At 55.7% G+C, this 23,962-nt stretch carries 17 protein-coding genes; 11 read left to right on the forward strand and 6 right to left on the reverse strand.

Going from position 1 to position 23,962, the window contains the following annotated elements; genetic code table 11:
• The first annotated feature begins 250 nt into the window (after positions 1–250).
• From menF to menE, 6 genes are all read left to right on the forward strand, one after another.
• The gene (gene menF, locus ACUTSU_RS09585; protein ID WP_445654089.1) at positions 251–1,543 is read left to right on the forward strand and encodes an isochorismate synthase MenF; all 1,293 of its coding nucleotides are present in this window, start codon (positions 251–253) and stop codon (positions 1,541–1,543) included.
• Between the two features lie 252 nt (positions 1,544–1,795).
• Positions 1,796–3,469 carry a 2-succinyl-5-enolpyruvyl-6-hydroxy-3-cyclohexene-1-carboxylic-acid synthase gene (gene menD / locus ACUTSU_RS09590; RefSeq protein WP_445650292.1) on the forward strand — a complete coding sequence of 558 codons (1,674 nt, stop codon included), beginning with the start codon at positions 1,796–1,798 and terminating at the stop codon, positions 3,467–3,469.
• Complete coding sequence (gene menH / locus ACUTSU_RS09595; protein WP_445650293.1) at positions 3,466–4,236, forward strand: 2-succinyl-6-hydroxy-2,4-cyclohexadiene-1-carboxylate synthase; 771 nt, start codon at positions 3,466–3,468, stop codon at positions 4,234–4,236. The genes menD and menH overlap by 4 nt, the downstream gene beginning before the upstream one ends.
• Positions 4,237–4,247: 11 nt before the next feature.
• Positions 4,248–5,105: a 1,4-dihydroxy-2-naphthoyl-CoA synthase gene (menB, locus tag ACUTSU_RS09600; RefSeq protein WP_445650294.1), complete on the forward strand. Its 858-nt coding sequence runs from the start codon at positions 4,248–4,250 to the stop codon at positions 5,103–5,105.
• The gene (gene menC, locus ACUTSU_RS09605; protein ID WP_445650295.1) at positions 5,105–6,088 is read left to right on the forward strand and encodes an o-succinylbenzoate synthase; all 984 of its coding nucleotides are present in this window, start codon (positions 5,105–5,107) and stop codon (positions 6,086–6,088) included. The genes menB and menC overlap by 1 nt, the downstream gene beginning before the upstream one ends.
• Positions 6,076–7,461 (forward strand): o-succinylbenzoate--CoA ligase, encoded by a 1,386-nt coding sequence (gene menE / locus ACUTSU_RS09610; protein ID WP_445654090.1) that lies wholly within the window; start codon positions 6,076–6,078, stop codon positions 7,459–7,461. Before menC ends, menE begins: the two co-directional genes overlap by 13 nt.
• A 40-nt stretch (positions 7,462–7,501) precedes the next feature.
• Here menE and katA read toward each other — a convergent pair whose 3' ends face one another.
• Complete coding sequence (gene katA / locus ACUTSU_RS09615) at positions 7,502–8,938, reverse strand: catalase KatA (RefSeq protein WP_445650297.1); 1,437 nt, start codon at positions 8,936–8,938, stop codon at positions 7,502–7,504.
• 327 nt (positions 8,939–9,265) lie between these two features.
• Between katA and ACUTSU_RS09620 the strand changes: the two genes are divergently transcribed.
• A complete protein-coding gene (locus tag ACUTSU_RS09620) occupies positions 9,266–9,808 on the forward strand; it encodes a YfaZ family outer membrane protein (RefSeq protein WP_445650731.1) in 543 nt (180 codons plus the stop codon).
• A gap of 208 nt (positions 9,809–10,016) precedes the next feature.
• Here the strand turns inward: ACUTSU_RS09620 and tyrP are convergent, their stop codons facing one another.
• Positions 10,017–11,225, reverse strand: coding sequence for a tyrosine transporter TyrP (gene tyrP, locus ACUTSU_RS09625; RefSeq protein ID WP_445650298.1), 1,209 nt, complete (start codon positions 11,223–11,225; stop codon positions 10,017–10,019).
• Positions 11,226–11,469: 244 nt separating this feature from the next.
• On the opposite strand from tyrP, the gene ACUTSU_RS09630 reads away from it, so the two are divergent.
• Together ACUTSU_RS09630 and ACUTSU_RS09635 are read left to right on the forward strand one after the other, a co-directional pair.
• Entirely contained in the window at positions 11,470–12,666 is a 1,197-nt protein-coding gene (locus ACUTSU_RS09630; RefSeq protein ID WP_445650299.1) for a nicotinamide mononucleotide deamidase-related protein YfaY, read from the forward strand.
• Between the two features lie 227 nt (positions 12,667–12,893).
• On the forward strand, positions 12,894–13,046 hold the full coding sequence (locus ACUTSU_RS09635) for a Hok/Gef family protein (protein ID WP_135317318.1): 153 nt from the start codon (positions 12,894–12,896) through the stop codon (positions 13,044–13,046).
• Positions 13,047–13,107: 61 nt separating this feature from the next.
• Here the strand turns inward: ACUTSU_RS09635 and yfaE are convergent, their stop codons facing one another.
• The 4 genes from yfaE to ubiG form a co-directional block, all read right to left on the reverse strand.
• Positions 13,108–13,368, reverse strand: coding sequence for a class I ribonucleotide reductase maintenance protein YfaE (gene yfaE, locus ACUTSU_RS09640; RefSeq protein ID WP_445650300.1), 261 nt, complete (start codon positions 13,366–13,368; stop codon positions 13,108–13,110).
• 3 nt (positions 13,369–13,371) lie between these two features.
• Positions 13,372–14,502: a class Ia ribonucleoside-diphosphate reductase subunit beta gene (gene nrdB, locus ACUTSU_RS09645; RefSeq protein WP_445650301.1), complete on the reverse strand. Its 1,131-nt coding sequence runs from the start codon at positions 14,500–14,502 to the stop codon at positions 13,372–13,374.
• A gap of 70 nt (positions 14,503–14,572) precedes the next feature.
• On the reverse strand, positions 14,573–16,861 hold the full coding sequence (nrdA, locus tag ACUTSU_RS09650; protein WP_174353843.1) for a class 1a ribonucleoside-diphosphate reductase subunit alpha: 2,289 nt from the start codon (positions 16,859–16,861) through the stop codon (positions 14,573–14,575).
• A 437-nt stretch (positions 16,862–17,298) separates the two neighbouring features.
• Positions 17,299–18,024, reverse strand: a complete 726-nt coding sequence (gene ubiG, locus ACUTSU_RS09655; RefSeq protein WP_135317314.1) for a bifunctional 2-polyprenyl-6-hydroxyphenol methylase/3-demethylubiquinol 3-O-methyltransferase UbiG — start codon at positions 18,022–18,024, stop codon at positions 17,299–17,301.
• A gap of 212 nt (positions 18,025–18,236) precedes the next feature.
• Between ubiG and gyrA the strand changes: the two genes are divergently transcribed.
• Positions 18,237–20,885, forward strand: a complete 2,649-nt coding sequence (gene gyrA, locus ACUTSU_RS09660; RefSeq protein ID WP_445650302.1) for a DNA topoisomerase (ATP-hydrolyzing) subunit A — start codon at positions 18,237–18,239, stop codon at positions 20,883–20,885.
• Positions 20,886–21,045: 160 nt separating this feature from the next.
• Complete coding sequence (rcsC, locus tag ACUTSU_RS09665) at positions 21,046–23,919, forward strand: two-component system sensor histidine kinase RcsC (RefSeq protein WP_445650303.1); 2,874 nt, start codon at positions 21,046–21,048, stop codon at positions 23,917–23,919.
• Positions 23,920–23,962: the final 43 nt, after the last annotated feature.

The raw sequence follows: 23,962 nt of genomic DNA on the forward strand, positions 1-23,962 counted from the left end.
GGTGTAACCGCTGGGAGATCGTGAATATCCTGTTTTTTGCGCCGGGCAGATCTGGCGTGGGTTTTTAGCAGGCAGGAACATGCCTTTTCAGTATAGCCGCACAATGCTGTACCTGGCGTTTTTTGAACTAATTGTTTAGATTTAATAAACTATTTTTCGCCGGGGTGTTGATTAGTGACGCTATTTTTCCGCCGCTGTGCTTTGATTTGCCGTATAATTCCCTACATTAAGCTTGGTTATTGAGGTGGTCGTGGAACAACTTTCGCCATTGCTGAGGCGGTTACGCCGGCAGCTTGAGCAACCTTTGCCCTCTGAGGGTGGTTTCCGCCAGGTTTCACTTCCCGTTCCGGCATCGTTAGCCGCCAACTTGCTGGAATGGCTGGCGGTGCAACCGGCATTCCCACAGTTTTACTGGCATCACCGCGATGGGCATGAAGAGGTCGCCGTGTGCGGTGCGCTGCGGCGGTTTACTCGGCCACAGCAGGCGCTGGCCTTTCTCAGGGCACATCAGGGCGCGCGGGTATGGGGGCTGAATGCTTTTGACGGCGCGGCATATTTATTTTTGCCGCGTCTGGAAATCCTCAGCCGTGACGGTGAGACACAATTAACGCTGAATCTGTTTTCCGAGAGTTCGTTGCGCGACGATGCGGCGTTGGCCGGCCGCTGGCTAGAACAACTGTCGATGGCCCAGCCGATCGCGCCATTAAAGGCGCAGGTGAGTCGGATACAACATCAACCGGATCGCGCCGGGTGGGAGGCCATGCTGTGTGAGGCCTTAGAGGCCATCAACGGGCGGCAGATGGAAAAAGTAGTGCTGGCGCGCAGTACCTTACTGGCTCTGGATGGCCCACTGTCGGCACCGGCGATGATGGATGCCAGCCGCCGGGTCAATCATCGCTGCTATCACTATATGCTGCGCTTTGATGCGCACAGCGCCTTCCTCGGTTCCAGTCCGGAAAGACTGTATCTGCGAAATGACCATCGTCTGCTGACCGAAGCGCTGGCGGGCACCGTCGCCAATCATCCCGACCGACAGCAAGCCCAGGCGCTGGCGCAATGGCTACTGCAGGACGGCAAGAATCAGCATGAGAATCTGCTGGTGGTGGATGATATCTGCCAGCGTCTGCAAGGTGGTGCCGATGCGGTGGATGTGTTGCCGCCCGAAGTGGTGCGCTTGCGTAAGGTGCAGCATTTGCGGCGGCGCATTGAAGGCCGGCTCAACGATAACGACGATGCCGATTGCCTGCAACGGTTGCAGCCTACGGCGGCGGTGGCCGGATTGCCGCGTCAGGCGGCGCGTGAGTTTATCCTGCAACATGAGCCTTTCCCCCGTGGCTGGTACGCCGGGTCTGCCGGCTATCTGTCCTCCTCTCGCACTGAGTTTTGTGTAGCGCTGCGCTGCGCGCAAATTGACGACCAGGAATTACGCCTGTATGCCGGAGCCGGCATTGTGGCCGGTTCTGACGCGGCGGCAGAGTGGCAGGAAATCGAAAACAAGGCCGCCGGGCTGCTGACTTTATTGCTGCCAGAACCATTGCGTTGAATTTCCCTGCATATGCTCCGGATTTATTGAGTGAATGAAGCGGCGGGTGTAAACTGCTTGTGATTTTTATGTTTATTTTTTGTTCTAAATCAATTAATTGTCTACCATAAAGTCACCGGGATATACGGCGTTTTTGCGCTGGCGCAAAAATCGTAAAGATAACTACTCATATAATGCAGAACATCACTCTCGGCGTGCCGCTGCCAGGCGGGTGCGAGAGGCGGATTCAGTTAACCGACTTGTGAGCGAATTATGTCGACAAGTGTTTTTAATCGCCGGTGGGCGGCGTTGCTGTTGGAAGCGCTGGCTCGCCATGGAGTACGGCATGTCTGTATCGCTCCGGGATCGCGTTCTACGCCGCTGACGCTGGCTGCGGCGGCTAACAAGTCTTTTATCTGCCATACCCATTTTGATGAACGCGGGCTGGGCCATTTGGCACTAGGCCTGGCGAAGGCGTCGCGCGAGCCGGTGGCGGTGATCGTCACTTCCGGCACCGCCGCCGCCAACCTTTACCCTTCTTTGATCGAAGCCGGGCTGACCGGTGAACGGCTGGTGTTTCTGACCGCCGACCGTCCGCCAGAACTGATCGACTGCGGTGCCAATCAGGCGATCCGCCAAAATGGCCTGTATGCCAGTCACCCGACGTTGAGTATTGATCTGCCGCGGCCGACGACGGATATCCCCGCCAGTTGGCTGGTATCAACCGTCGACAGCGCAATGGCGCGCCTGCAGCATGGGGCATTGCATATTAACTGTCCGTTTGCCGAACCCTTGTACGGCGGTGATGAGCAACAGTATGCCGACTGGTCGGCGACGCTCGGCGACTGGTGGCAAGGCAGCCACCCTTGGCTGCGTGAAATGGATCCACACCAGGTGCTCAAACAACCGGACTGGTTCTTCTGGCGGCAAAAGCGCGGCGTGATAGTAGCGGGGCGCATGAGCGCGCAAGAGGGCGAGCAACTGGCCCAATGGGCCGAACTGCTCGGTTGGCCGCTGATTGGCGACGTGCTGTCTCAGACCGGACAGCCGTTGCCCTGCGCCGATTTATGGCTGGCTCAGCCGCAGGCGCAAAAGCTGCTGGATGATGCGCAGTTGGTGGTGCAGTTCGGCAGCAGCCTGACCGGCAAGCGCCTACTGCAGTGGCAAGAGCAGTGCCAGCCGCAAGAGTATTGGCTAATCGATGAATTACCGGGACGGCTCGATCCGGCGCAACATCGTGGACGTCGCGTTCGTGCCAGCGTGGCTCAGTGGCTTGAACTGCACCCGGCACAGCCGCGTACCCCGTGGGCCGATGAGTTGACGACGCTGGCGGGCAACGCACTGGATGCCGTCTCCGGCCATTTGGTTAACCGTTTTGGTGAGGCGCAGTTGGCGCATCGCCTGCCGGAACTGCTGCCGGAAAACGGCCAACTGTTCCTCGGTAATAGCCTGATCGTACGGCTGATTGATGCGTTGACCCGCTTGCCGACCGGTTATCCGGTATTCAGCAACCGCGGTGCCAGCGGCATCGACGGTCTGATTTCCACTGCCGCAGGCGTACAGCGGGCGACAGCCAAACCGACATTGGCGGTGGTGGGGGATTTATCCGCACTGTATGACCTGAATGCGCTGGCGTTGCTACGCCAATGTTCAGCGCCGACGGTGCTGATTGTGGTTAATAACAACGGCGGTCAGATTTTTTCACTGTTACCAACGCCGGAAGAAGATCGGCAACGGTTCTACTGCATGCCGCAGGACGTGGAGTTCAGCCATGCGGCAGCGATGTTCAAGCTGGCTTACGCTTGCCCGGAAAATTGGGGGCAGCTGTTGCAGGCGGTGGAACAGGGCTGGCGCCACAGTGGCGCCACGTTGATTGAGCTGCAGGTGCCGCCGAGTGATGGCGCACAAACGCTGCAGCATCTGGTGCAACAGATGGCGGAGCAATGATGCTGGCAACAAAAGTATTGCAGCAGGGTGAGGCCGATCGGCCGTGGCTAATCTGGTTACACGGTTTGCTGGGTAATAATAATGAATGGCGAGTGATCGCTACTCGCTGCCCTGAATGGCCGTCGTTGGCAATTGACCTGCCCGGTCACGGTGATTCGGTTGCGGTCAGCTGTACCCACTTTGACGATATCAGTGCGCAGATCAGCGCGACATTGCAGATGCACAATATCGAGCGCTATTGGCTGGTGGGTTATTCGCTCGGCGGGCGCATTGCCATGTATCACGCCTGCTACGGTGAAAACCGGGGCCTGCAGGGAGTGATTATTGAAGGCGGCAATCCGGGGCTGGCCGACGCAGCACTGCGCGAACAGCGGCTGGCGCATGATGTGGCCTGGGCCGAGCGTTTTCGCAGTGAACCTCTCGCCGAGGTGCTGGCCGACTGGTATCAACAACCGGTGTTCGCCAATCTCAGCGTGGTACACCGCGATGCGCTGATCGACGCCCGTTCTGACAACAGCGGCGCGGCCGTGGCGGACATGCTGGAAGCCACTTCGCTGGGCAGACAGCCTTATCTTGCCCCGCAACTGCAACAACTGGCGGTGCCGCTGGTGGTGCTATGTGGCGCTGACGATCACAAATTTCAACAGCTGGCGCGCGACGCCGGGCTGCCGTTACGCATCGTGCCGCAGGCCGGGCATAACTCGCACCTGGCCAATCCGCAGGACTTCGCCGTCGAGCTGCGCAATTTTCTCGATAACCCTGGTTAAAGGAACCGAATATGCTCTATCCAAATGAAGAACAATTGTATGCCGCCATCGAATGGCAGGATTGCTCCGGTGATTTCGAGGATATCCTGTACCACAAGTCCAGCGACGGCATCGCTAAAATCACCATCAACCGTCCACAGGTACGTAACGCCTTCCGCCCGCACACGGTAAAAGAGATGATTGAAGCGCTGTCCAATGCCCGTTACGACGACGGCATTGGCACTATTATCCTCACCGGCACCGGTGACAAAGCCTTCTGCTCCGGCGGCGATCAGAAAGTCCGCGGCGACTACGGCGGCTATCAGGATGACAGCGGCGTACATCACCTGAACGTGCTCGACTTCCAGCGCCAGATCCGTACCTGTCCGAAGCCGATAGTGGCGATGGTGGCCGGCTATTCAATCGGTGGCGGCCACGTGCTGCATATGATGTGTGACCTGACCATTGCGGCGGACAACGCCATTTTCGGCCAGACCGGGCCGAAAGTCGGCTCGTTTGACGGCGGTTGGGGCGCTTCCTACATGGCGCGCATCGTCGGTCAGAAGAAGGCGCGCGAAATCTGGTTCCTGTGTCGTCAGTATGATGCCGCTGCGGCTTTGGACATGGGTCTGGTCAATATCGTGGTGCCTTTGGCCGATCTGGAGAAAGAAACCGTGCGCTGGTGCCGCGAAATGCTGCAGAACAGCCCGATGGCGCTGCGCTGCCTGAAAGCGGCCCTGAACGCTGACTGCGACGGTCAGGCCGGCCTGCAGGAATTGGCGGGTAATGCCACCATGCTGTTTTACATGACCGACGAAGGTCAGGAAGGGCGCAACGCGTTTAACGAAAAGCGCCAGCCAGACTTCAGCAAATTCAAGCGTAATCCGTAATGAATACAAGCCCCCGTAACGCGGCCCTTTACCGTTACAGCCTGCCTATGGACGCTGGTGTGGTGCTGCGTAATCAGAGGTTAAAAACTCGTGATGGCTTGCTGATCCATCTGCAGCAGGGTGAGCAAGAAGGCTGGGGCGAGATCGCGCCGCTGCCGGAGTTTAGCCAGGAAACGCTGGTGCAGGCCGAGCAGGCGGCGCTGAGCTGGCTGCAGAGTTGGCAAGGTGGGGGATTAGTGCCCGAAAGCCCGTTGCCTTCAGTGGCGTTTGGTACCAGCTGCGCATTGGCGGAGTTGGAACAGCGGCTGCCGCAGCAGGCTGATTACCGAAAAGCCCCGCTGTGCACCGGTGACCCAGATGAGCTGTTCGAGGTATTGACCGCTTTGCCGGGTGAGAAGGTCGCCAAGGTGAAGGTTGGGTTGTATGAAGCGGTGCGTGACGGCATGATAGTCAACGTGTTGTTGGAGGCTCTGCCGGATCTCAGGCTGCGGCTGGACGCCAACCGCAGTTGGACGCGCGCCAAAGCTGACGGGTTTGCCAAATATGTCAACCCGGCGCTGCGCGAGCGCATTGCTTTCCTGGAAGAACCTTGCAAAACCCGTGATGAATCGCGGGATTTCGCTCAGGCGACGGGCATTGCCATCGCCTGGGACGAAAGCGTGCGTGAAGCGGATTTTGTGGTGCAGGCGGAACCGGGCGTGGCCGCGATAGTGATTAAGCCGACGCTGGTCGGCAGCCTGACCCGTTGCCGCTCGTTGGTGGAGCAGGCTCATGCGGTGGGGTTGACGGCGGTGATCAGCTCCAGCATTGAATCCAGCCTGGGGCTGACGCAGTTGGCGCGCATTGCGCACTGGCTGACGCCGACCACCGTGCCTGGGCTCGATACGCTGAGCTTGATGCAGGCTCAATTGCTGCGGCGCTGGCCGGGTAGCAAGCTGCCGTTACTGAATCAGCAAGCGCTGGCGTGTTTATGGCGCAGTTAAATGACTGGCCGTGGCGACATTGGGCGCAGCGACGGCCACAGACGGCGGCACTGATTGTCGGCCATCAGCCGTTGAGTTGGCTGGTGTTACGGCGTCAGGTGGACAAACTGGCGGCGAATTTTCAGCACCAGGGGGTTGAGCCGGGCTGTGGCGTTGCGCTGTGCGGCAAGAACAGTTACCCACTGTTGTTGGCCTATCTGGCGCTGTTGCAGTGCGGTGCGCGGCTGCTGCCGCTGAATCCGGCGTTACCCGTTTCTCTGTTGGCGACGCTGTTGCCCGAGCTGGATATCGATTTTGCCTTCAGCCCGGATCAACTACCGGCTTTGCCGGCCAGGATCATCCGTTTAAATCCCCCGACTACCGAATCCCGCTGGCTGAATCCGCCGCTCTGGGACCCTCAGCGGTTGGCGACCCTGACCCTGACCTCCGGCTCCAGCGGCAGGCCGAAAGCGGTCGCGCACAGTTACGCCGGTCATTTGGCCAGTGCCGAAGGCGTACTGCAGTTGATGGATTTCCAGGCGCAGGATCGCTGGTTGCTGTCATTACCTTTGTTTCACGTTTCCGGACAAGGCATTGTCTGGCGTTGGCTGCTTGCCGGGGCCGCGCTGATGGTACGTGAGATGCATCCGTTGGCCGATGCTCTGGTGGGCTGTACTCATGCATCCTTGGTGCCGACCCAGCTCTGGCGCTTGCTGGCACAACCGCTGGCGGCTCTGACGCTGAAAAAAGTGCTGCTGGGGGGCGCGATGATCCCGGTAGAACTGACCAAACAGGCAGAGGCTGTGGGTATCCGCTGTTGGTGTGGCTATGGCCTGACGGAACTGGCTTCCACGGTATGTGCCAAGCGTGCCGATGCACGACCAGGCGTTGGGCTACCGCTGGCAGGTCGGGAAATTCAATTGGTGAATGAAGAGGTGTGGATCCGCGGGCGGAGTCTGGCGCTGGGATACTGGCTGCAGGGACGCTTGTCGCCGATCGTCGATGATCAGGGCTGGTTCCATACCCGCGATCGTGGCGTCATGGAGCAGGGCGAGCTGCGAATTATCGGCCGGTTGGACAACCTGTTTTTCAGCGGTGGTGAAGGTGTTCAACCAGAGGATATTGAGCGCGTATTGTCGGCCCATCCGCAGATTTCACAAGTGGTGGTGGTGCCGGTCGATGATGCCGAGTTTGGCCAACGGCCGGTGGCGGTGATCGACAGTGAGGAGCCTCTCTCGCTGGAGGAACTGCTGGCCTGGTCGCAGGAGCGGCTGGTGAATTTCCAGCGGCCAATGGCGCTGTTGGCGATGCCGAAAGAGTTGAAGGCCGGGGGTATCAAGATCTCGCGCCGTCAGGTGCAGCAATGGGCGGCGGAACAGCTTTCGGCTCAATAAAAAAGGCCGCCTTCAGGCGGCCTGAGCGTTGAAGCGGAGTTTATTTCAGACCTAACGCCTTGGCTACGCCGGCACCGTAATTCGGGTGCACTTTGGTAAACAATTCAACCTGACGACGTTGGATTTGCTCCGGTACCTGCGACAGTTCACCGGCGATGCGGGTGAACATGCGTTGGTGCTCTTCGGCACTCAGCAGGTTGAACAACGCGCGTGGCTGGCTGTAGTAATCATCGTCTTCACGGTGATTCCAGTGGTCGGCAGCGCCCTCAATGCTCAACGGGGGTTCGCTGAAGTCCGGTTGCTCTTGGAACATACCGAAGCTGTTCGGCTCGTAGGTTACTCCGTTGCCGCTGTTGCCATCCACGCGCATTGCACCGTCACGGTGATAGTTGTGGAACGGGCATTTTGGGCTGTTAACCGGGATCTGATGGTGGTTGACCCCCAGACGGTAACGGTGCGCATCCCCGTACGAGAACAGGCGCCCCTGTAGCATTTTGTCTGGCGAGAAGCTGATGCCAGGCACCACGTTGGCTGGGTTCACCGCCACCTGTTCCACTTCCGAGAAGTAGTTTTCCGGGTTGCGGTTCAGTTCGAAGAAGCCAACGTCGATCAGCGGATAGTCACCATGCGGCCATACCTTGGTCAGATCGAACGGGTTATAGGGGGTCTGAGAGGCTTCGTGTTCTGGCATGATCTGAATTTGCAGTTTCCAGCGTGGGTAGTCCCCCCGTTCGATGGCTTCGTACAGATCGCGCTGTGAGCTCTCACGGTCTTTGGCGATAATCGCTTCCGCTTCATCATCCATCAGGTTTTCAATACCCTGCTCGCTGCGGAGGTGGAACTTCACCCAGAAGCGCTCGTTGTTGGCATTGATAAAGCTGAAGGTGTGGCTGCCGAAGCCGTGCATATGGCGATAGGATTTAGGAATACCCCGGTCGCTGAAGTCGATGGTCAGCTGATGCAGGCTTTCCGGTAACAGCGAGAAGAAGTCCCATTTGTAGGTTGTGTTACGCAGGTTGGTGCGCGGATCGCGTTTGACTACGTGGTTGAGATCGGGGAATTTCAACGGATCGCGCAGATAGAATACCGGCGTATCGTTGCCCACCAGATCCCAATTGCCTTCCTCGGTATAAAACTTCATGGCGAAACCACGAATGTCCCGCTCGGCGTCGGCAGCCCCACGTTCACCGGCTACGGTGGAGAAACGGGTGAACATATCGGTTTGCTTGCCGATTTCAGAAAAGATTTTTGCGCGGGTGTACTGGGTAATATCATGGGTAACGGTGAAAGTGCCGTAGGCGCCGGAGCCCTTGGCGTGCATACGACGCTCGGGGATCACTTCACGGTCAAAGTGAGCCAGTTTTTCCAAGAACCAGACGTCCTGCAGCAGCATCGGGCCGCGTTTGCCTGCGGTGATCACGTTATTATTATCGACAACCGGGGCACCGGCGGCGGTAGTTAATCCTTTCTTGCTCATCACTTGCTCCTTAGCGTATTGCAATCGAGTGAAGACTCGGGCGAATTAAGTGTTCATCATCATAATCTAGCAGGGCGTTGTCACCTTGACTTGGGTCAATGCCATTACTAGTTGTAGACCTATTGGACGCCTGCGGCAAATAGGTCTGAGTTATCGCTGTCATTACCTCAGGGAATGGGGTTTTTGCTTTCAGAAATTTACATTTCTTTGATTAATTAAGGATTTATCACTTAAAGACCGGCTGCGCTTTGGTATAGACTTGTGACGGTATTATTACGGGTTAATTCATATCATTCGTAATGGATGAAGTAGCAAGAGGGATAGATGATGAAAAAAACTTTGGTCGCCTGCGCAGCAAGTATGTTGTTTGTGACCGGTGCAGCGAGTGCACTCAGCCTGTCGGGCGAGGCCGGACAGCATTACACCAACCTTGGTTTCGGCCAGGATACCGGCAATTCTGGCTTGGGAATAACCGGCAACTGGGCGCGCAGCGATCATGACGGCAACGTCGGTAGCCTGGGGCTGAGTTTCGGTGTGCCGCTGGGGCCGTTGACCGCCACTGTGGGTGGGAAGGCGTTGTATCTAAGCCCGAAAGATGGCAGTGACGGCGGCGCATTGGCGTTGGGTGGCGGCCTGGACTGGGCTATCAACCGTTACTTCAGCCTGCATGGCGAAGGCTATTTTGCCCCGGATTCGCTGACCAGCGGCGTGAAGGCGTATAACGAGGCCAGCGGTGGCCTGCGTTGGAATGTTTTCCGCCCGCTCAGCGTGGATGTGGGTTATCGCTACATGAAGATGGAAGGGAAGGACGGACGTCGTGACAACACCTTGGTCGATGGCCCGTATATTGGTGTCGGTCTGAGCTTCTGATACCAACAATAAAGGGGCCAAGCGGCCCCTTAGGTTGCTGACAAAGCAGGAAAAAGCGTGGTTTTTCCTGCTTTATGGTGAGCAGCCGAAAATCAATAAATTGATTTTCCTGATTTTTATTTATCGGCCTCTACTCGCTCTGGGCAGGAATGAGGTTTGTCATCAGTCTGAGGGGCCAAGCGGCCCCTTTATTTAATGGTTCTATCTATTACCCTACCGCCGGCAGAATGCCGCTGGCAATGCCCAACTGAATGGCAATCACCGTTATTCCGCAAACAAATACCAGCGCCAGTGCTGGTGTGCCACCCCAGACGCGGTATTTTGCCCGATGCTGCTGACGTGTTTTCCACACCAGCAATGACGGCAGCAACAACGCCAGCACCGCCAGTGCAATGGCGGCAAACCCCAGAGCCAATACAAAGCCACGCGGATAGAACAGGGCGAAAGCCAACGGTGGCAAGAAAGTGATGGCGCCGGTCTGCAGACGACCACGCACGTTGTCCTGGCGTTTAAACAGGTCGGCCAGAAAATCAAACAGCCCGAGTGCAACCCCAAGGAACGAGGTAGCTAACGCCAGATCGGCAAACAGGTGCACTGCCAGTTCGACATGGGGGGACGCCACGACGTCGCGTACCGCCTGCAGCAGACCGTTCAGGCCGGCTTGCTGCGCCAAAATGCCGACGAAAGTGGTGGAGCTGATGCTGCCGAGCGTCGCCAACTGCCAGAAGATATAGGCCACCAGCGGAATGGCGCTGCCGATAATGAACACCCAGCGCAGTTTGCGGATATTCCCGCCCATGTAGTTAACAATGCTGGGCACGCTGCCGTGGAAGCCGAACGAAGTGAAAATCACCGGAATGGCCGACAGCGCCAGCCCTTGCTCCAGCGGCAGGGTCATCAGGTTGGTTTGATGGATATTTGGCAACATCAGGCCCAGCATCACAATCAGGAAGACCACTTTGGCGCTGAACAGGATGCGGTTAAATAAGTCGACCGAATGGGTGCCGATGCAGACGACGCCGCCCGCCACCAGAGTAAACAGCAGCACGCCGAGGGTGGTAGGGAAATCCTGCGAGGTCCATTGGCTGATGCTGGCCGCCAGTAATTCACCGGCACCGCTGATATAGGCCGCAGTCAGGGCATACATCAGGAACATCATGCTAAAACTGGTCAGCCATTGCCCGCCGCCGCCAAGATAGCGCTTTGCAAGAGTACCGAGGCCGGTATCCGCCTGTTCATGCTGATAAACCTCGACCAGCAGCAGCGCGGTATAACACATCAACAGCCACAGGCCGACCAACAGACCCAGCGTGACGCCAAAGCCAACACCGGCCGCCGCCAGTGGCATCGCCAACATCCCTGCGCCAATGGTGGTTCCTGCCACGATAAAAACACTGCCAAGCGTGCGATTCTTCACGTTTTTCTCTACCAGCCAAAGATTTTGGAAAATTATAGGTAAATCATTCTAAGTGCGGCAGGATAGATGATTGATTATTTTGTGTCAAACAGGCGTTACGGCATATGTAATCTTATGTTTACGCGCTAGTGATCCACGTGATATCGCAAAAAAGTGCCCTCAACAGAAATTAACCGGCAATGCGTAGTGAAAACTTATTTACAGGCTTCTATAGTGGAATGATCAGAAAATGTGGGAGAGATCAATGTTAAGGGTGGAGATGCTTAGCACTGGTGATGAGGTGCTGCACGGCCAAATTATAGATACCAATGCCGCCTGGCTGGCAGACTATCTGTTCCAGCAGGGTATGCCGATGAGCGGTCGCGAAACGGTGGGGGACAGCCTCTCCTCTTTGATCGAAACATTACTGGAACGTAGCCACATCGCCGATGTGCTGATCGTTAACGGCGGTCTGGGGCCGACCAGTGACGATCTCAGCGCACTGGCGGCGGCTAGCGCTTGTGGTGTTGAACTGGTGGAACATGCCCAATGGTTGGCGCGTATGGAGGCTTATTTTGCCGAACGTGGTCGACCGATGGCGGCTTCCAACCGTAAACAGGCGCAGATCCCGGCAAACGCCGAGATGCTCGATAACCCGGTGGGTACCGCCTGTGGTTTTGCGTTGAAGCTGAACCGGTGCACGATGTTCTTCACCCCCGGTGTCCCTTCTGAATTCAAAGTGATGGTCGAACAGCAAATTGTCCCGCGCCTGCGCGAGCGCTTTACCTTGCCGGCAGCGCCGCTGTGTTTGCGTTTAACCACCTTTGGTACCTCCGAAAGCGATCTGGCCGCCGAACTCGATGGCATGCCGCTGCCGCCGGAAGTGGTGCTCGGTTACCGATCCTCCAGCCCGATCATTGAGCTGAAGCTGACCGGCCCGGTCAGCCAGCGTGCGGCGATGGAGCAGGCCTGGGAACGGGTACGCCAGGTGGCGGGTGACAACACCTTGTTTGAGGGGACTATCGGCTTGCCGGCAGTGCTGACGCAACGCTTGAACCAGTTGGGGTTGAAGCTGGCGCTGAGCGAACAGTTCAGCGCCGGATTGATCAATCTGCAGTTGCAGACCGAAGGCGCACCGCTGGCCGGTGGCGAGTTGCTGCCGTCGCATTGTGTGGAAACGCTGGAAACCACACTGGCCCGTGCGCGTTCACTGGCGGAACTGACCGGGGCGCAACTGGCACTGGCGGTCAGTGCCATGAATGGCAACCAGGTGAGCGTTGCGTTGCACACGCCGAAGGGGGGGATCGGCCAGACGGTACGCTACCGGGCGGCGCGCCATGGCTTGCGTCTGCGGCAGGAGTCGGTGGCAATGCTGGCATTGGATATGCTGCGGCGTTGGCTGAACGGTGGACCCGTGTGTGGGAAAAACGGCTGGCTGGAGAACGTCGAAATTATCGAGTAGAGAATGCTTGATGGCAGTGATATATCCCTTATTAATCATAATGTTATAAGGGGTTATCGTGTTGAGGAGAGGCTGCTACGATCGCTGCGGGTGCTTGAGACTATTCGTCTTGGGCATTGTGTGGCAAGGCGGATAGATGAAAGCCCCAAACTGACTATCAATCAGAATGGGGCTGCCCTAACGCCTAGACACCGTTATGGTAGCCCCTTCACAGCAAGGAGGCAAGCATGCGGTTAAAGCATGTGTTTCACTCGTTAACTGTTGTATGTATTACGATTTTGGTATTTATCTGGATGATAAGAGGTTCACTGTGTGAGCTGGCAATCTATCAGGAAAGTATCACTATTTTGATCAGGTTAGCTTGTGATGTGAAGCGGTAATCATAGGGCGGGGGAAACCCCGCCTTCTGGTCTCTAGGCGCGGTTTCAGGCACCCAACTTTTTACAGTTCCAGTTCGATATCGGTCAGTGGCATGCAGCAGCAGGGCAGGATCTCGCCGTCGTTGATAAACGCCAGCGGCTGCTGGTGATAGGTCACTTCGCCTTTTATCAATTTCAGGCGACAGGCGCCGCAATAGCCGGAGCGACATTGGTATTCTACCTGCACGTCGTGCAGTTCCAGTACGTCGAGCAGGCAGCTTTCACTTTTCGGGCAGGATAGCTGCGTGCCGGAGGCACGCAACGTGACGATTGATGATGCCATCGCTTAGAGTTCGAAGTCGCTCAGGTCGTCGGCGTGTACTTCCGAATCGATCTGGCCGACCAGGTAGGAGCTGACTTCTACTTCTTGCGGTGCTACCTGAACGTTGTCTGACACTAACCAGGCGTTGATCCATGGGATCGGGTTAGAGCGGGTGGCGAACGGCAGGCCGAGACCCACTGCCTGCATGCGGATATTGGTGATGTATTCCACATACTGGCACAGAATGTCTTTGTTCAGGCCGATCATCGAGCCGTCACGGAACAGGTATTCCGCCCACTCTTTTTCCTGCTCGGCTGCCAGTACAAACAGGTCATAGCACTGCTGCTGACACTCAACGGCGATTTCCGCCATCTCAGGGTCATCTTCGCCGGAACGCATCAGGTTCAGCATATGCTGGGTGCCGGTCAGGTGCAGCGCTTCGTCACGGGCAATCAGCTTGATGATTTTTGCATTGCCTTCCATCAGTTCACGTTCCGCGAAGGCAAATGAACAGGCAAAACTGACGTAGAAGCGGATTGCTTCCAGTGCGTTAACGCTCATCAGGCACAGATAGAGCTGTTTCTTCAGGGCACGCAGGGTAACGGTCACTGTCTTGCCGTTGACCTGATGGGTGCCTTCACCCAGCAGATGATAGTAGCCGGTCATCTCGATCAGCTCGTCGTAGTAGCCGGAGATGTCTTTCGCGCGCTTGAGGATCTCTTCGTTGGTGACGATGTCGTCAAACACCAGCGCCGGATCGTTAACGATGTTACGGATAATATGGGTGTAAGAACGCGAGTGGATGGTCTCAGAGAAGGACCAGGTTTCTATCCAGGTTTCCAGCTCCGGGATCGAGATCAGCGGCAACAGGGCGACGTTCGGGCTGCGGCCCTGGATCGAATCGAGCAGCGTCTGATATTTCAGGTTGCTGATGAAAATGTGTTTTTCATGTTCCGGCAGCGCCTGGTAGTCGATACGGTCGCGGGAAACATCAACTTCTTCCGGACGCCAGAAGAAGGACAGTTGCTTCTCAATCAGTTTTTCGAAGATTTCATGTTTTTGCTGATCGAAACGTGCAACGTTAACCGACTGACCGAAGAACATCGGTTCCAGCAACTGGTTGTTTTTATTTTGAGAAAATGTGGTGTAAGCCATAAGCCTGAATCCATTAGTGCCGTGCTGAATTAGAAGGGGCCGGAAGAGTTCCGGCCCGCTGTGTCAAACTTTAGATCTTGCAGGCGCCGCTTTCGCAGTCATCATCGCCGCCCTTTGCCGGCAGCAAATCTTCCTGAATATCATCGGCACCGTCGCGGGTGTTCTGATAGTACAGTGTCTTGACACCAAACTTGTAGGTAGTCAGCAGGTCTTTCAACAGCTGCTTCATTGGCACCTTGCCGCCCGGGAAACGGGTTGGGTCATAGTTGGTGTTGGCAGAGATCGACTGGTCGATAAATTTCTGCATCAGACCGACCAGTTGTAGGTAGCCGTCGTTGTTCGGCATTTCCCACAGTAGTTCGTAATCGTTTTTCAGACGCTCATACTCTGGCACCACCTGGCGCAGAATGCCGTCTTTCGACGCTTTAATACTGATATGCCCGCGCGGCGGCTCAATGCCGTTGGTAGCATTGGAAATCTGCGAAGAGGTTTCCGAAGGCATCAGCGCCGACAGGGTCGAGTTGCGCAGACCGGTTTCCTTGATCTCTTTACGCAGGGTTTCCCAGTCGTAGTGCAGAGGTTCCTGGCAGATGACATCCAGATCTTTCTTGTAGGTGTCAATCGGCAGGATGCCCTGTGAATAAGTGGTTTCATTGAACCACGGGCAGGCGCCCTGTTCCTGAGCCAGACGGTTCGAGGCTTTCAGCAGGTAATACTGAATGGCTTCGAAAGTCTTGTGGGTCAGGGCATTGGCGCTGCCATCGGAGTAGCGCACGCCGTTCTTCGCCAGGTAATAAGCGTAGTTGATTACGCCGATACCCAGGGTGCGGCGGCCCATGGCGCCACGATGAGCGGCTTTGATTGGGTAGTCCTGGTAATCCAGCAGGGCATCCAGCGCACGTACCGCCAGGGTAGCCAGCTCTTCCAGATCGTCCAGGCTTTCGATGGCGCCGAGGTTGAAGGCGGACAGCGTACACAGGGCGATTTCACCGTTTTCGTCGTTGACGTCATCGAGTGGCTTGGTCGGCAGGGCGATTTCCAGGCACAGGTTGGACTGGCGTACCGGTGCGATCTGCGGATCAAACGGGCTGTGGGTGTTGCAATGGTCAACGTTCTGGATGTAGATACGGCCGGTAGAGGCGCGTTCTTGCATCATCAGTGAGAATAGCTCAACCGCTTTTACACGCTTCTGGCGAATGCTGTCGTCTTGTTCGTACTTGGTGTACAGACGTTCGAATTCGTCCTGATCGGCGAAGAATGCGTCATACAGGCCCGGGACGTCAGACGGGCTGAACAGGGTGATGTCCTGGCCCTTGATCAGGCGCTGGTACATCAGGCGGTTCAATTGCACGCCGTAGTCCATGTGGCGCACGCGGTTGCCTTCAACGCCGCGGTTGTTTTTCAGCACCAGCAGACTTTCAACTTCCAGATGCCACATTGGGTAGAACAGAGTGGCCGCACCGCCACGCACGCCGCCCTGGGAACAGGACTTCACCGCGGTTTGGAAATGTTTGTAGAACGGGATACAACCGGTATGGAAGGCTTCACCGCCACGGATCGGGCTGCCCAGCGCACGGATGCGGCCGGCGTTGATGCCGATGCCGGCGCGTTGCGAAACGTATTTCACAATGGCGCTGGAGGTGGCGTTGATGGAATCCAGGCTGTCGCCGCACTCGATCAGCACGCAAGAGCTGAACTGGCGGGTTGGGGTGCGCACGCCGGACATGATTGGTGTAGGCAGAGAAATCTTGAAGGTGGAGATCGCATCGTAGAAACGTTTAACGTAGTCCAGACGGGTATCACGTGGGTAGTTGGAGAACAGGCACGCGGCAACCAGGATATACAGGAACTGAGCGCTCTCGTAGATCTCGCCGCTAACGCGGTTCTGTACCAGATACTTCCCTTCCAGCTGTTTAACGGCCGCGTAGGAGAAGTTCATGTCACGCCAGTGATCGATAAAGGAGTCCATCTGCTCGAACTCTTCAGAGCTGTAGTCTTCCAGCAGATGCTTATCGTACTTGCCCATTTCTACCATGCGCGTTACGTGAGCGAGCAACTTCGGTGGCTCGAATTGGTCGTAAGCTTTTTTACGCAGGTGGAAAATGGCCAGGCGTGCTGCCAGATACTGATAGTCCGGCGCGTCGCGCGAGATCAGATCGGCTGCAGCTTTGATGATGGTTTCATGAATATCAGCAGTTTTGATGCCGTCATAAAACTGAATATGGGAACGCAACTCTACTTGAGAAACCGAGACGTTGTTTAACCCTTCCGCGGCCCAATCGATGACGCGGTGGATTTTGTCGAGGTTGATGCGCTCTTTACGGCCATCGCGTTTAGTTACAAGCAGACTTTGGTTCATGTGGTGTTTTACCTGTCCGTATGATGCCCCTAAGCAGAAGTGTAGTAGCTCTGCTCAGTATGTAAACACTATATATAGGGGTTGTATGTCGGTGAGGTAACAAGATAGTGAGAAAACAGGGCGTTTGCAAGTGAACAAAAGTGGCCTAATTTGTGGATAACTTGGGGGTGAAATGTGACTTGTCTTTCGCAGTGCGCGCTGTGACTGGCGCGACAAGCTTGTCAATAAGCGGGATAAGAATTTCCCTAGAATCAGAAAAACGTGATCGTTTGCCGCTTTATTAAACGTTAGAAAAAATCGGCATATTGATCTGATTTAATATTCTTAAAAACTGTTTACAACGGCGATTTTGATCGAAAGCGGAAAAATTGGGTATTTATCTTAATGTTATCGGCGTACCGGAACTGGCAAGCCAGTCCCGGCGCGGTTTGGCAGGCTTAACCTTCGTGCTGGGTATGTACCATATAGTTCACATCGACGTTGCGACCAAGCTTGAAATGGTCGGTGATTGGGTTGTAATGCAGGCCAATCATATGCTTTTCGCGCAGTGGCGTGCCATCAACCCAACCGATCAGCTCAGAAGGGCGGATGAATTTCTTATGGTCATGGGTACCCTGTGGCACCATCTTCAGAATATATTCCGCACCGACTACCGCCATCAGCCAGGCTTTGGTGTTGCGGTTAATGGTGGAGAAAAACACGTGCCCACCCGGTTTGACCAGGTGAGCGCAGGCGCGTACCACCGAGGCCGGATCGGGAACGTGCTCCAGCATTTCCATGCAGGTTACTACGTCATAGCGTTGCGGGTTGGCCTGCGCATGGCTTTCTACCGTTTCCTGGATGTAAGTCACATTCACGCCGGTTTCCAGTGCGTGCAGCCGGGCAACCTGCAGCGGTTCGGCCCCCATGTCCAGCCCGGTGACCTGTGCGCCTTCGCGCGCCATGCTTTCCGCCAAAATGCCGCCGCCGCAGCCAACGTCGAGTACGGTTTTGTCAAAAATGCCGCCGGCACGCTGCAGGATGTAGTTCAGACGCAGCGGGTTGATACGGTGCAGCGGCTTGAATTCACCTTCCAAATCCCACCAGCGTGAGGCTACGGCCTCGAACTTGGCGATTTCATGATGGTCTACATTTTGCGCTTGGCTGGATGATTCTGCATTCATGGGCGTATTTGGCTCCTGGTTCTCGTTGCGCGGATTATACATGTTCCGGCGCAGCACCGTCTGTGCTGATGCATTTTTACTGCACATATATGCACAATTTAAGTTAAACAGCGGCGGTTATTTTCCCGTAAAGCGTGCTTTGTGATATAGTTTTACACCTTTGCCACTATGGCAGCGGGCAGATGAATCATTAGTAGAGGGATAGCAGCTCCATGAGCGACCTTGCCAGAGAAATCACACCGGTAAACATCGAAGACGAGTTGAAAAACTCGTATCTGGACTACGCGATGTCCGTAATTGTCGGACGTGCGCTGCCAGATGTTCGTGATGGACTGAAGCCGGTGCACCGTCGCGTTTTGTTCGCGATGAGTGTATTGGGTAACGACTGGAATAAACCATACAAGAAATCGGCCCGTGTCGTTGGGGACGTAATCGGTAAATATCACCCACACGGTGACAGCGCGGTTTACGACACCATTGTGCGTATGGCTCAACCGTTTTCACTGCGCTATATGCTGGTGGACGGTCAGGGTAACTTCGGTTCTGTCGATGGCGACTCCGCTGCGGCGATGCGTTATACCGAAGTGCGCATGTCCAAAATTGCTCACGAACTGCTGGCGGATCTGGAAAAAGAAACCGTCGACTTCGTGCCTAACTACGATGGCACCGAGCAGATCCCAGCCGTCATGCCAACCAAGATCCCGAACCTGCTCGTAAACGGCTCGTCGGGCATCGCTGTGGGTATGGCCACCAACATTCCGCCGCATAACCTGTCAGAGGTTATCAACGGCTGCCTGGCCTATATCGATGATGAAAACATCAGCATCGAAGGCCTGATGGAACACATCCCGGGGCCGGACTTCCCGACTGCGGCGATCATCAACGGCCGTCGCGGCATTGAAGAGGCTTACCGCACCGGGCGCGGCAAAATCTACTTACGCGCACGCGCTGAAGTAGAAGCCGATGCTAAAACTGGTCGCGAAACCATCATTGTTCACGAGATCCCGTATCAGGTGAACAAGGCGCGTCTGATCGAGAAGATCGCCGAGCTGGTCAAAGAAAAACGCGTGGAAGGCATCAGCGCTCTGCGTGACGAATCCGACAAAGACGGCATGCGCATCGTAGTTGAAATCAAACGCGACGCGGTCGGCGAAGTGGTGTTGAACAACCTGTATTCGTTGACTCAACTGCAGGTCACTTTCGGCATCAACATGGTGGCATTGCATCAAGGCCAGCCAAAACTGCTGAACCTGAAAGACATTCTGCAGGCGTTTGTTCGTCACCGTCGTGAAGTGGTGACTCGCCGTACCATCTTCGAACTCCGTAAAGCCCGCGATCGCGCCCATATCCTGGAAGCTCTGGCTATCGCACTGGCGAACATCGATCCGATTATCGAGATGATCCGCCGTGCGCCAACCCCTGCGGAAGCGAAAGCCGCGTTGGTGGCTCAAGCCTGGGATCTGGGTAATGTGGCTGCCATGCTGGAGCGCGCCGGTGACGACGCCGCTCGCCCTGAGTGGCTGGAGCCGGAGTTCGGTATCCGTGACGGTAAATACTATCTGACCGAGCAGCAGGCTCAGGCGATCCTGGATCTGCGTCTGCAGAAACTGACCGGCCTGGAGCATGAAAAACTGTTGGACGAATATAAAGAGCTGCTGACGGCGATTGCCGCGCTGATCTTTATTCTGGAAAACCCGGACCGTCTGATGGAAGTGATCCGCGAAGAGCTGGTGGCAATCAAAGAGCAGTACAACGACGGCCGCCGCACCGAGATCACCGCCAACACGTCAGATATTAATATCGAAGACCTGATCAACCAGGAAGACGTGGTCGTTACGCTGTCGCACCAGGGTTATGTGAAGTATCAGCCGTTGAGCGACTATGAAGCGCAACGCCGTGGCGGTAAAGGCAAGTCAGCGGCACGTATTAAAGAAGAAGACTTTATCGATCGTCTGTTGGTGGCCAACACCCACGATACGATCCTGTGCTTCTCCAGCCGTGGCCGCCTGTACTGGATGAAGGTGTACCAACTGCCAGAAGCCAGCCGTGGTGCGCGCGGTCGCCCAATCGTCAACCTGCTGCCGCTGGAAGCCAATGAGCGTATTACCGCCATTCTGCCGGTACGCGAGTATGAAGAAGGGCGTCACGTGTTTATGGCCACCGCCAGCGGCACCGTGAAGAAAACCGCATTGACCGATTTCAGCCGCCCACGCAGCGCCGGCATCATCGCCGTTAACCTCAACGAGGGTGACGAGTTGATTGGTGTTGACCTGACTGACGGTAGCAATGAAGTCATGCTGTTCTCTGCCAATGGTAAAGTGGTTCGCTTCCCGGAAACGCAGGTGCGTTCTATGGGTCGTACTGCCACCGGGGTACGTGGTATTAATCTGGGCGAAGGCGATAGCGTTATTTCCCTGATTGTGCCACGCGGTGAAGGCGACATTCTGACCGTCACTCAGAACGGCTACGGTAAACGTACCGCAGTCACCGAGTATCCGACCAAGTCACGCGCTACCCAAGGGGTTATCTCCATTAAGGTGAGTGAGCGTAATGGTCAGGTGGTTGGTGCGGTTCAGGTGGATACCACCGATCAGATCATGATGATTACAGATGCCGGCACGCTGGTGCGTACCCGCGTATCGGAAGTTAGCGTGGTGGGTCGTAATACCCAGGGTGTTACGCTGATCCGTACTGCGGAAGACGAGAACGTCGTCGGTCTGCAGCGTGTAGCCGAGCCGGTGGAAGACGAAGAGCTGGACAGCCTCGAACCGGGTGCGGAAGTTGCAGAAGAAGACGCTGCACCGCTGGACGAAGGTGATGATTCTGAAGCGCCAGATGACGCAGAAGAAGACAACGCCTAAGCCATAGGGGCTGGCAGCCCCTATGGCACTGAGGTAACAAGGGCCTGGCAGCGATGCTAGGCCCTTTTTCAGTTCTATGGTTTAATTGCCGGATCCAAGCCAGATCTCCCGGTTCTGACATGAACGCGCTGGTCGCCACTGACATTCGTATGGTATCCGATTGAAATATTTAGCTTCTTTTCGCACCACGTTAAAGATATCCCGCTATTTGTTCCGGGTGCTGGCGATCATGTTGTGGTCGTTGGGGGCGTTGCTCACCACCTTCTATATCCTGAATATCCTGCATCAGAAAGAGTCTGACATTCGGCAGGACTACAATCTGAACTTCGATCAGGCTCAAGGCTATATCCGTCATTCGGCTGATATCATTCGTGATATCAAATACATGTCGGAAAACCGTCTCAACGGTTCAGTTAGTAGCATGGACATGTTTAGCGGCATCTTTCCCGGCAAAAATAGTCCGCTGGAGTTTGTGCCGCTGTATCCAGAGTCTAGTTGCTCACTGAATACCACCTACCGCAGCTCGCTCAATTCTCTGAGCGGGTTGATCCAGTATTGGAAAGAGAACTTCGTCGCGGCCTACGATCTCAACCGGGTGTTTTTCATCGACGGCGATACGCTGTGCATGGCGGAGTTTGGCGGCAGCAGCAGCGGCGTGGCCAATCGAGCCGACGCGCTGAAAACTCTGCATGAGCGCATCCTTAAATACCGTAATGCCAAGAACCAGGACAAAGACAATAATCTGTACTGGATCAGCCCAAGCCAGCAGCGGCCGGATGTCGGTTATCTGTATGTACTGACGCCTATTTATATTGGTAACAAGCTGGAGGCGTTGCTGGGTATTGAGCAAACCATTCGCCTTGAGGACTTTGTCACCGCAGGCAGCTTGCCAACCGGCGTAACCCTGCTGGATGAGAATAACCAACCGATACTGCGGCTGGCGGATGATGAGCGAGATGTACAAGCACCCAACAGCTATCCGGACGAGCCGGCTTACTTTGGTTATGTTGATAATTACCGCGACCTGATCATGAAAAAAGCGCTGCCGCCGTCGTCGCTCAGTATTGTTTATTCTGTGCCGGTGAAGACGGTGGTTGAGCGCTTCAGGATGCTGATCCTCAATGCGGTGCTGCTGAATATATTGTCCGCCATTGTGTTATTCAGCCTGGCCTGGCTGTTTGAGCGCAAAATGTTCCTGCCGGCAGAAGACAACGCCTTCCGGCTGGAGGAACATGAACAGTTCAACCGCAAGATTGTCGCCTCGGCGCCGGTGGGGATTTGTATTTTGCGTATCAGCGACGGCACCAACATTCTGAGTAATGAATTGGCGCATAACTACATCAACCTGCTGACTCACGAAGATCGTGACCGCATTACGCGCATCATCTGCGAACAGCAGGTGAATTTTGTCGATGTGATGACCAGTAATAACAATAACCTGCAAATCAGCTTTGTTCATTCCCGTTACCGCAACGAGGATGTGGCGATCTGTGTGCTGGTGGATGTCAGCGCCCGCGTGAAAATGGAAGAGTCGCTGCAGGAGATGGCGGCAGCGGCGGAGCAGGCCAGCCAATCCAAATCGATGTTCCTGGCGACCGTCAGCCACGAATTGCGTACCCCGCTGTACGGCATCATCGGTAACCTCGATTTGTTGCAAACCAAGGCGCTACCCCAAGGCGTTGACCGATTGGTCAATGCGATGAATAACTCGTCCGGGCTGTTGTTGAAGATCATCAGCGATATACTGGATTTCTCCAAAATCGAATCCGAGCAACTGAAGATTGAACCGCGAGAGTTCTCCTGCCTGGAGGTGATCACCCATATCGCCGGCAACTATTTGCCGCTGGTGGTGAAGAAGCGACTGGGGTTGTACTGTTTTATCGAACAGAACGTACCGGAGCGCATTTCCGGCGATCCGGTACGGTTGCAGCAGGTACTGTCCAATTTGTTGAACAACGCGATTAAGTTTACCGATACCGGCTGCATCATTCTGCAGGTGTGTACGCGCGGCAGCTATCTGGAGTTTAGCGTTCGTGATACTGGGGTCGGCATCCCGGAGAAAGAAATTACCCGCCTGTTTGATCCGTTCTTCCAGGTGGGCAGTGGCGTGCAACGCCATTTCCAGGGCACCGGGCTGGGGTTGGCGATTTGCGAAAAGCTGATCAATATGATGGATGGCGATATTGCCGTTGAGTCTGAGCCGGGATTAGGCAGCCTGTTCACTATCCGCATTCCGCTGTTTAACGCCCAGTTCCCGATCCCGCAGCCCAGTGATACCTGGCAAGGTAAAACTCTGTGGTTGGCTATCCGTAACCAGCGGTTGGAAAGTTATCTGATGGAGGTTCTTGGCGGCTATGGCGCGACGGTACTGCGTCATCAGGGGCAGGATACTGCGGCAGGGGATGTGATGCTCAGCGATCACCCGTTGATGATCAATACACCGCTGCTGGCGCAGATCCAGTTCTCTATTGAGCATATCGGCCCGTCTCAGGAAACCCGACCGGGCTATTGGATGCACAGTACCTCGACGCCGCGTGAAACCCTGGCGCTGCTCAACCGCTTGTTTGGTACCCGTGATGAAAGTGGCAATACTCTGATGCAATTGCCGTTGCCGGCCAAGGCCAACAGGGTAGACAATGGGGATATTCATTTGCTGGTGGTGGATGACCACCCGATTAACCGTCGGTTGCTGTCCGACCAGCTTGGCTCGCTGGGTTATCAGGTAGTGACGGCCAATGATGGGGTTGATGCGCTCGACGTGTTGAATCGCAATACCGTCGACATCGTGCTGACCGACGTCAACATGCCTAATATGGATGGCTACCGTTTGACCCAACGCCTGCGCCATATGCACTTTACCGCTCCGGTCATCGGCGTGACGGCAAATGCCCTGGCGGAAGAAAAACAGCGCTGTATTGAGGCCGGGATGGATAACTGCCTGTCTAAGCCGGTGACCCTGGAAACGCTGGAACAGACATTAGGGTATTACAGCCAACAGGTTCGCCGCATGCGCGCTGAATCTGAGGACGCCTGAAAGCAAAAGGGCGCGGCATAATGCCACGCCCTCTGTTAACTAC

Source organism: Serratia sp. NA_13 (assembly GCF_052691735.1).

What these genes read in the sequence shown, in the direction of transcription:
- menE (WP_445654090.1), top strand. Translation starts at nt 6,076, where the DNA reads ATGGCGCAGTTAAATGACTGGCCGTGGCGACATTGGGCGCAGCGACGG.
- yfaE (WP_445650300.1), bottom strand. Translation starts at nt 13,368, where the DNA reads ATGGCATCATCAATCGTCACGTTGCGTGCCTCCGGCACGCAGCTATCC.
- gyrA (WP_445650302.1), top strand. Translation starts at nt 18,237, where the DNA reads ATGAGCGACCTTGCCAGAGAAATCACACCGGTAAACATCGAAGACGAG.
- menH (WP_445650293.1), top strand. Translation starts at nt 3,466, where the DNA reads ATGATGCTGGCAACAAAAGTATTGCAGCAGGGTGAGGCCGATCGGCCG.
- nrdA (WP_174353843.1), bottom strand. Translation starts at nt 16,861, where the DNA reads ATGAACCAAAGTCTGCTTGTAACTAAACGCGATGGCCGTAAAGAGCGC.
- ACUTSU_RS09635 (WP_135317318.1), top strand. Translation starts at nt 12,894, where the DNA reads ATGCGGTTAAAGCATGTGTTTCACTCGTTAACTGTTGTATGTATTACG.
- katA (WP_445650297.1), bottom strand. Translation starts at nt 8,938, where the DNA reads ATGAGCAAGAAAGGATTAACTACCGCCGCCGGTGCCCCGGTTGTCGAT.
- ubiG (WP_135317314.1), bottom strand. Translation starts at nt 18,024, where the DNA reads ATGAATGCAGAATCATCCAGCCAAGCGCAAAATGTAGACCATCATGAA.
- ACUTSU_RS09620 (WP_445650731.1), top strand. Translation starts at nt 9,266, where the DNA reads ATGAAAAAAACTTTGGTCGCCTGCGCAGCAAGTATGTTGTTTGTGACC.
- ACUTSU_RS09630 (WP_445650299.1), top strand. Translation starts at nt 11,470, where the DNA reads ATGTTAAGGGTGGAGATGCTTAGCACTGGTGATGAGGTGCTGCACGGC.
- menC (WP_445650295.1), top strand. Translation starts at nt 5,105, where the DNA reads ATGAATACAAGCCCCCGTAACGCGGCCCTTTACCGTTACAGCCTGCCT.
- nrdB (WP_445650301.1), bottom strand. Translation starts at nt 14,502, where the DNA reads ATGGCTTACACCACATTTTCTCAAAATAAAAACAACCAGTTGCTGGAA.
- menB (WP_445650294.1), top strand. Translation starts at nt 4,248, where the DNA reads ATGCTCTATCCAAATGAAGAACAATTGTATGCCGCCATCGAATGGCAG.
- menD (WP_445650292.1), top strand. Translation starts at nt 1,796, where the DNA reads ATGTCGACAAGTGTTTTTAATCGCCGGTGGGCGGCGTTGCTGTTGGAA.